Consider the following 7,090-nt stretch of genomic DNA (forward strand, 5'->3'; position numbering starts at 1 on the left):
GGTGACGTATGGCGGGCATCATCGCGGCGGTTCTCGGCGTCATCGCCCTGGCGTGGTTCCTGCGCCGACTGTTCCCTGCCCTGTTCGCTGCGGTGTTCGTCCTGGCCGCGCCGGCGTGGCTGGTCGGCGGCCTGCTGCTCGATCTGCTGCGGCGGCCGCTGGCCTTCCTGCGGCCGCTCGGCCTCGGCCTGGCCCGCCTGGTCGGCTTCGTCCTGGTGCTGCCGCTGCTGCCCTTCATCTTCGCCTGGTCGTTCTTCGCGGAGCTGTGGCGGCAGTTCCGGCCGAAGGCCAGCCCGGCACCGGCCGGGGTCAAGCCGCCCACGCCGATGCAGGCGGCCGCCAGGCGCACGGCGGACGTAATCGACCTGGCCGCGTTTCGCCAGCGGCACAAAAAAGAGTAAAGGCGCTTTTGATTTTTTACTCTTTTGAGTAAATGATTTTAGCGGCTAAAGTCGGCCGCCCCTCAAGTGTCAATATAGGGCCGGAAAACGCGCAAGCGTTCCCGGCCTTTTCTTCGTATGTTCCCTGCCCGTTCGCGCTGCGGCGGCTGATCTTGACACTTAAGGGGCCGATCACTCGCCGCTGCCGGGCTTCTTCCTTGTCGGCTTCACCTCGGCCGCCGGCGGCGTGATGCGGGCCAGCAGCGCAGCCGATTGTTCCTTGAGCGTGTCGAGCTGCCCGGCCAGGCGGGCGGCGTCCTCGCGGGCCTGTGCGGCCGCCTTCGTGGCCTGGTCGCGCTCGGCCTGGGCGGCGGTGAGGCGTTCGGCCATGCGGTGCGCCTCGGCGGCCGCCTGCTTGCGCTGTTCCTGCTGCGCTTCCTGGTCGGCCTGGGCCTTGGCCTGCACCTTCGCCAGCTCGCCGCGCACCTGGTCGAGTTGAGCGGCGGCGGCCTGGCTGGCCTTCTGCTGTTCGGCCAGCGCCCCGCGTGCCTGGTCGGCGTCCTGGTGCGCCCTGTCCAGTTCCGTGCGCAGCTCGCCGGCGCGGCGCTCGATCTCCTGGGCGCGGGCCTCGGCCGTGTGCGCCTGTTCCTGGGCGGTGGCCAGTTGGCCGCGCAGCTCGTCGGCTTCGCCGCGTGCGGCCGCTTCGGCGGCCTCGATGGACGCCAGGCGGGATTGCAGGTCATCGACCTGGGCGGCCAGGCGGTCGGCAAGCTCGGTCGCCTCGGCCCTGTCGGCTTCCAGCTCGGCGCGGGCCTTTTCCAACCCTTCCCGCTCAACGGCAAGCCGGGCGTTCGCCAGGTCGAGGGCGATTGTCCATAGGTCGCTGCCCAGCTCGGCCAGGCGGTCGGCGACGGCCTGGGGCGCAGGCTCGCGCAGGGGCGCGGCCGCCGTGACCTGGCGGGCCTTCCATTCGTTCAGGGCCGGGCTGATCGTCGTATAGCTCCCGCCGGTGATCTGGCGGATGGCCTCAAGCGTGGGCTTCTGGCCGCCGGCGGCCAGCTCGTCGGCGGCGGAAAAAATCTGCTCTTTCGTGACTGCCATAGCGGTTGCTCCTGTATGAAATGTAGCGTTGTAGTATGTTGTATGATACTACTACATACTACAATTTACAAACCCTACGGCGAAATACTACGCACCGTGCCAGGGCCAGCCCGGCCGGGAGCGCGTCGGGGTCGAAATTTGGCCCTGTGCGGGCCGTGGCGGCGTTTTCCGGGGTCGGCGGCACCCTATCCCTACTCTCGCCGGTTTCGCGTCTCCTGGGCGCTCCTGCGCGGCCTGGGTGTGGTTCTGGGCCTTCCTCGTCGGAAATGGCGATGCTGGCCAGCTCGGCCGCTTGCCCTTTTTCTTGGCGTTCAACCTGCGGCCTTCCAACTCGCGCAGGCGGTTGAGGTTGGGCACGGCCTCCGCAAGCCGCTTTTCCCTGCTAAACCGCTTTTTGCGGCCTTTCAGCGGGCACGGCGCTGGATGAGAGCGCAGGCGGTGGAGTTGCCACCGGCGCGGCGTGCCGCGCCCTGGTAAGCCGCCTGGCCGTAGGCCAGCACGATTGCCGGAGGGGGAGCCGGCGAAGCCGGGGGAACCCCGCAGGGGTGCCCCGCCGAAGGCGCAGGCCGCCGCCTACGGCGGCGGGGCGGAGCGCGAAGCGCGGAGGGTAGGCGCGCCCGTAGGGCGCTTGGGCGGTTCGATCTGGCCGCGACTTATGCACAGGCCAGGCGGGTTTTAAGAGTTTTTATATGTTTTAAAGAGTTTTAGGCAGGAAAAGTGCAGTTTTCCATATATGAATCAATGGGTTGTAAATGTGCCCGGTGGGTAATGTACGGGTTTCGGTGTGCAAAGTACGGAAGCCGGTGGGTAATGTACGGGTTTCGGTGTGCAAAGTACGGGCTATCCACAGGCGAGAGGGTCGGAACCGATCAAAGCGGGGTTTAGCTAAACTTTTGACGGACTCTTGGCCCTCTCCCTCCGTACATTACACACCGGCAGGTGGTGGCAGCTCTGCATCGGCATGGTCGCGATGGGTCATCACCAGCAGCGGGCCGCCCTGCCCGGCTTCCTCGCGCAGCTCGTACTCCGGCAAGTCGTTGGCCTGGATGATGTTGCGCAAGATGCGGCAGAACTCCTTGAACTTGCCTGCGCTGCCGCTGCGGTCGTAGATCGTCTGGAAGGCCCACTTTGCGGCGCTCTTGCCCGCTGCGCGGCGAGCCAGGCGATAGACGAAACGGCCAATGCCTGGGTCTATCAGGAAGTAGTCGGGATGAACGGTCAGCACGTCCGGGTTCTTGCCCTCCGTGATCTCGCGGTACATCCAATCGGCCAGCTCGATCTCGATGTATTCGGGCTTGCCGCTATCGCTCTTGATGACCTTGTAGCGGCTAATCAGGGCCTCGCCCTCGGATACCGTCACCGTGCGGCCGTTCTTGGCCTTCCTGGTGCGCTGAACCGCAACGTGCGTGGTGTTGAGCCGGATGCAGGTTTCCACCAGGTCATCTTTCTGTTTGCCGCCGTCCGCTCGTCGGCAGAACTTCAACACGTCCGCAACGTGCGGCCGGAACACGCGGCCAGGCTTCGCTCCCTTCCCTTCCCTGTAGCGGTTCATTGACTCTGTGAGGTGGGACACGGCCATTAACACCAAGTCGTAATCCCACACCGAAGCCATGCCGGCCGCGCCTGCCGACACGGTGACATGACCATCGGGCAGGGTGTAGTTAATAACCTCGCCCGCTCGCCGGTCCTTCTTGGAAAGACGGAACACGGCCACGTCCATGATGCTGCGGGAATCCTTTGTGCCCACGTCATAGAGCGTCGGGACAAAGAAGTCTGGCTGTTCGTCTCCCCTCGGCGGCTTGCGGATGCTTGATGCGGGGGGGGGCGATTTAACGGAGCCGGAACTGCGCTCACGCTCGGCCCTAGCTTCTTCCTCGCGCAGTCTGGCGGCGGCCTGCTCCCAGGATTCGCCCGGCCTGGCGGCCGCCTCGATGCGCTTCTGGCGCTGCGCGTCGTGCGCGGCCTTCAACCTCGCAAGTGATTTGTCCAGGTCGCCCAGGGCCTCGCCGATCTGCTGCGGCCCCTTCCCGCGCTCGTTGTTCATGGTGCCGCCCCTTTAGCTGCTAAAATTCAAATGAGTAAATATGTTTTTGAGCGTCAATCCGGCAGGCTGGCGACATACTCGGACAGCACATCTTTGATGCTCTTGCCCTGCTTCGTGGCGTAGATTTTCAGCTTCGCGTGCTGTTCGGCGGGTAGCTCGAAATTGACGCGCTTCATGCCGCCGGCGTCGTCGGCCAGGCTGGCAAGGGTCGCGGCCCGCGCCTTGTCGGTGCGTGCGCTCGGGCGGCCGGCGGTGAGTGTGGTTGTGGGCTTGCTCATTTTTTCATTTCCTCAAAAGCTCAATTGAGTTTCTGTTTGATCTCGGCGGCCAGGGCACGAACCTCGGCCGCTGCATCGCCGTCCGGCTCGGTTTCAAGAACGGTCGTGCCAGCGGCGGCGGTGCCGGGATAGCTCACGCGCTGCGTGATGCGGGCATCAAGAATGGGCAGCGCGTAGCCGGCCAGCGCGTCGGCAACCTCGCCGCCAATGCGGGTGCCCTTGATCGCCCTGGACACCACGAAAGCCGCTTGCAGCTTCCCGTCCGTGACTTCGATGCGCTGCTTGACCAGCTCCACCAGGTCGGCCGTGGCCCAAATGTCATAGGGCGATGGCTGCACCGGAATCAGCACGAAGTCGGCCGCCTTGATGGCCGACACGGCCAGGTCGGCCGCCTGGGGCGCTCCGTCGATCACGACGAAATCCACTTTGCGGGCCACGTTCTTCACGTCCCGGTCAATGGTTGGTCGGTCGATGCCGACCACGGTTAGCGGTTGATCTTCCCGCACGGCAGCCCAATCGCGGGCGCTGCCCTGGGGGTCGGAATCGACAAGCAACACGTCCGCGCCATCGAGTTGCAGGGCGCGGGCTAGGTGCGTGGCGATGGTGGTCTTTCCTGAACCGCCCTTCTGGTTCAGCACGGCAATGACTTTCATGCGCTCTCCTGGTGGTCATGCAAATGATAATTTACTCATTGCATCATAGCACGACACGCGAATGAGTAAAAGCATTTTTCATCATTTGCCCATACTTTCCCATAGCGCCCGATACGTTGCCTCGTCTGCTGTCGGTTCGCGGTCGAGCTGTTCCAGCAGCCAGGCCACGCCGGCGGCGGCCGCTTCGTCGTGGTCGAGATAGCGGCCATCGAGCGCGCCATACATGCCGCCCTGCCTGGTCGTCACTTCCCACGCCTGGCCGTCATGGGTTCGGCACACGGCATAGGCAAAGTAATCGCCCTTGGCGTCCATCTCGTCGTGCGCGGCTTGCAGCTCCGGCCGGAGCGGGGGCAGGGGGTAGTGTCCGTTTCTCATGCCTTCATGCCCTCCTGGTCGGCGGCCGCCAGCGCATCGGCCTCGGTCAAGGCGTCCTCTACAAACGCGCCGCGCCGGCGGGCCTCGGCCCGGCTGGTTTCCTGGCCGCGCAGCGCCCGGTAAAGGGTTGCCCGATGCACGCCCAGCAGCTCGGCCGTTTCGGCCGCCGTGCGGCCAGCGCCCAGCAGCTCGCGGGCATGTTCGACCTGGCCGGGGGTGAGGGTAGGGCGGCGGCCGAACTGCACGCCTCGCGCCTTGGCCGCCTCGCGGCCGTTCCTGGTGCGGTCGATGATTAGGGAACGCTCGAACTCGGCGATGCCGGCAAACACGGTCAGCACCATGCGCCCGGCCGGGGTGGTGGTGTCGGCCCACGGTTCGGCCAGCGAGCGCAGGCCCGCGCCTTTCGCCTGCAACTGCTCGGCAATGTCCAGCAGGTCGCGGGTGCTACGGGCCAGCCTGTCCAGCCGCGTGACCGTCACCACATCGCCGGCGCGTAGGTGGTCAAGCATCCGGCCTAGCTCCGGCCGCTTGGCATGGGCGCCGGTGATCTTCTCGGCAAAGATGCGCGTGCAGCCGGCGGCGTGCAGCTCTGCGCGTTGGTTCGTCAAATCCTGGTCGTCGGTCGATACCCTGGCGTAACCGATCATCGGCTTGTCTTTCATGGCGCGCCCTTCGTTGCAAATATCGTCGCAAATAATAAACTATTTGCGACCGACTTTTGCAACATGATGACGCCAGGAAAAAGGGGGATGCATGTCGTTTTCAGAAGGCGACTGCACCAGTTCACTGGGCTGGCCGCCGTGTGTGCATAGAACTTCTGACCGGGAACGGTCAGAAGTTCTATGCACGAAGCGCCGCGAGAGATCGGAATTGCTCAGAACTCTTGTGCACGGCGCGACAAAGCCGGAACCGCCGAAAATTCCGGCGATCAACCGGCAAGCTGCTTGATGCGCTCGGCCAGGCGGCCGAAAGCCTCGTTCACGTATTCCAGCACCTTGGGTTCTGCGCCCTGCGTGCGCAGCGAGTCTTTGAAGGCTTCCAGGTCGGACAGCCATTGCCGATGCAGGCGGCCCAGCTCGTCGAGCTGAGGCCGGAAGTCTTGGAGACTGCCGCTCGCACGAAACGCCTGGTAGCCACGCTCAAGCGTGGCCGCCGTGGTCAGCAGTTGCGCGCCCATTTGCTTGTGCTGTTCGGAGAACTCGGCCATGCCGTCATAGGGCCGCGAAGCCTTGCGGCGCTCGGCTTCGGATGCCTCTTCCATGATGCGGGCGTAGCGGTAGAACCCTGGGAACTCGCGGGACAGCGCCATGAGCTGCTGATCGGATGTGCCGACCCAAATCCTGTGCAGGTCAGGCCCGTACCCCATCATGCGATTGATGATGGCATGGGCCTCGCTGACACCCTGGGCGGCAAGCTGCTGCATGTGTTGGTCGATCTTCGCGGCCAGTCGGCGGAATTCGTTCATGCTCATGTCCGTCACAAAAGGCGCGTTGATTGCCCTTGCGCCGTGAGAAGTGCCACCGCCTTCTTATCGAAGGAAACGAAGGTTTCCCCGCCAAGCCAGTTGCCTTCGTAGGCAATGACGCCATCGGCAAAGTCTCCGCCCGCGTCGAGCACCAGCAAGCCAGCCTCCACGGCAGGCCGGTTCACTTCCACATTCGCGGCGGCCAGTAGTGCCCGGATCGCGCTGGCCGCGTCGGCTTGCTGGAAGCCGTAGACACGCAGCAGCACCCAAACAAATTCGCATAGGCACGGCAGCGCGACCGCGATCAACTCGGCGTCGGTCAAGACTGCGGCGGCAACGTCCGCTTGTGCGGGATCGTCACGCACAACCGCACGCACAAGGACGTTGGTATCGACTGCGACCTTCATTGCTTACCTGCCCAGCCTTGCGCCGCCGCCTCGTTGATTTCTTCGATGGTGGCAACCTTCTGCGTCTTGCCCGCGAGCAGGCCGACAAAGCTGGCTATCGTCCCTGCGGGCCGTGCCGCCTTGAGCACGCCCCGACCGTCTGGCAACAAGTCCAGCTCGATCTTGTCGCCTGGCCTGATGCCGAGGTGTTGCAGTACGTCCTTCCGAAACGTCACTTGTCCCCGTGCGGTAACGGTCAATGTGGTCATGGTGGTTTGCCCTCGCAATCAAGGTTGATGCTTCACATAGTAATGCAAAAATGCCTTACCGTCAATGTCCGTCAAACGATCATTAGTCGGCCATGCCGGACACTGTCCAGCAAAGTTATTGCACAACGGGTTGTCGGAC

10 protein-coding genes are annotated in these 7,090 nt (G+C 64.3%); 1 reads left to right on the forward strand and 9 read right to left on the reverse strand.

The features are described 5' to 3' along the window. Nucleotides 1-8 precede the first annotated feature (8 nt). Entirely contained in the window at nt 9-401 is a 393-nt protein-coding gene (locus ACM0M4_RS31490; RefSeq protein WP_050395560.1) for a hypothetical protein, read from the forward strand. Nucleotides 402-572: 171 nt separating this feature from the next. Here the strand turns inward: ACM0M4_RS31490 and ACM0M4_RS31495 are convergent, their stop codons facing one another. From ACM0M4_RS31495 to ACM0M4_RS31535, 9 genes are all read right to left on the reverse strand, one after another. After that, on the reverse strand, nt 573-1,481 hold the full coding sequence (locus ACM0M4_RS31495) for a DNA-binding protein (RefSeq protein WP_172691933.1): 909 nt from the start codon (nt 1,479-1,481) through the stop codon (nt 573-575). A 925-nt stretch (nt 1,482-2,406) separates the two neighbouring features. Then, complete coding sequence (locus tag ACM0M4_RS31500) at nt 2,407-3,525, reverse strand: replication initiator protein A (protein WP_049238322.1); 1,119 nt, start codon at nt 3,523-3,525, stop codon at nt 2,407-2,409. Nucleotides 3,526-3,578: 53 nt separating this feature from the next. After that, entirely contained in the window at nt 3,579-3,803 is a 225-nt protein-coding gene (locus ACM0M4_RS31505; protein WP_172691936.1) for a plasmid partition protein ParG, read from the reverse strand. Nucleotides 3,804-3,823: 20 nt separating this feature from the next. After that, on the reverse strand, nt 3,824-4,456 hold the full coding sequence (gene parA / locus ACM0M4_RS31510; protein WP_003159116.1) for a ParA family partition ATPase: 633 nt from the start codon (nt 4,454-4,456) through the stop codon (nt 3,824-3,826). A gap of 81 nt (nt 4,457-4,537) precedes the next feature. Next, the gene (locus tag ACM0M4_RS31515; protein ID WP_172691935.1) at nt 4,538-4,831 is read right to left on the reverse strand and encodes a hypothetical protein; all 294 of its coding nucleotides are present in this window, start codon (nt 4,829-4,831) and stop codon (nt 4,538-4,540) included. After that, nucleotides 4,828-5,493 (reverse strand): recombinase family protein, encoded by a 666-nt coding sequence (locus ACM0M4_RS31520; RefSeq protein ID WP_049238321.1) that lies wholly within the window; start codon nt 5,491-5,493, stop codon nt 4,828-4,830. Before ACM0M4_RS31520 ends, ACM0M4_RS31515 begins: the two co-directional genes overlap by 4 nt. A gap of 266 nt (nt 5,494-5,759) precedes the next feature. Continuing rightward, nucleotides 5,760-6,296, reverse strand: a complete 537-nt coding sequence (locus ACM0M4_RS31525) for a hypothetical protein (protein WP_003159187.1) — start codon at nt 6,294-6,296, stop codon at nt 5,760-5,762. A gap of 11 nt (nt 6,297-6,307) precedes the next feature. Continuing rightward, nucleotides 6,308-6,703 carry a type II toxin-antitoxin system VapC family toxin gene (locus ACM0M4_RS31530; protein WP_003159186.1) on the reverse strand — a complete coding sequence of 132 codons (396 nt, stop codon included), beginning with the start codon at nt 6,701-6,703 and terminating at the stop codon, nt 6,308-6,310. Then, nucleotides 6,700-6,951 carry an AbrB/MazE/SpoVT family DNA-binding domain-containing protein gene (locus tag ACM0M4_RS31535; protein ID WP_003108276.1) on the reverse strand — a complete coding sequence of 84 codons (252 nt, stop codon included), beginning with the start codon at nt 6,949-6,951 and terminating at the stop codon, nt 6,700-6,702. The genes ACM0M4_RS31530 and ACM0M4_RS31535 overlap by 4 nt, the downstream gene beginning before the upstream one ends. Nucleotides 6,952-7,090 lie beyond the last annotated feature (139 nt).

The sequence above is a fragment of the Pseudomonas sp. 18-147 genome (genome assembly GCF_051048045.1).
Lineage (GTDB): Bacteria > Pseudomonadota > Gammaproteobacteria > Pseudomonadales > Pseudomonadaceae > Pseudomonas > Pseudomonas aeruginosa.